The following is an 833-nucleotide window of genomic DNA, read 5'->3' on the forward strand; positions in this document are numbered from 1 at the left end:
CACGTCGAGTACGAGACTGCGAACCGTCACTATGCGCATGTCGACTGCCCCGGCCACGCCGACTACGTGAAGAACATGATCACGGGTGCGGCGCAGATGGACGGCGCGATCCTGGTCGTGTCGGCTGCCGACGGCCCGATGCCGCAGACCCGCGAGCACATCCTGCTGGCGCGCCAGGTCGGCGTTCCGGCGCTGGTGGTGTTCATGAACAAGGTCGACCTGGTCGACGACGCGGAGCTGCTCGAGCTGGTCGAGATGGAGATCCGCGAGCTTCTGTCGAAGTACGACTTCCCGGGCGACGAAATCCCGATCACTAAGGGTTCGGCCAAGGTCGCGCTGGACAATGGCGACAAGGCGATCGGCCATGACGCGGTCGTGGCGCTGATGAAGACGGTCGACGACTACATCCCGCAGCCGGCGCGTCCGCTGGACCTGCCGTTCCTGATGCCGGTCGAAGACGTGTTCTCGATCTCGGGCCGTGGCACGGTGGTGACCGGTCGCGTCGAGCGCGGCATCGTCAAGGTCGGCGAGGAAATCGAGATCGTCGGCCTGAAGGACACCGTGAAGACGACGGTGACCGGCGTCGAGATGTTCCGCAAGCTGCTGGACCAGGGCCAGGCTGGCGACAACATCGGCGCGCTGCTGCGCGGCACGAAGCGCGAGGACGTCGAGCGCGGCCAGATTCTGTGCAAGCCGGGTTCGGTGAAGCCGCACACCAAGTTCAAGGCCGAGGCCTACATCCTGACGAAGGAAGAGGGCGGCCGCCATACGCCGTTCTTCACCAACTACCGCCCGCAGTTCTACTTCCGCACGACGGACGTGACCGGCGTGGT

At 65.3% G+C, this 833-nt stretch carries 1 protein-coding gene; it reads left to right on the forward strand.

The features are described from left to right. The coding region (tuf, locus tag AC1DGP_RS35245) for an elongation factor Tu (protein ID WP_476833294.1) at positions 1–833 on the forward strand (833 nt) is incomplete at both ends.

It is taken from the genome of Allobosea sp. 05T433, from assembly GCF_056396065.1.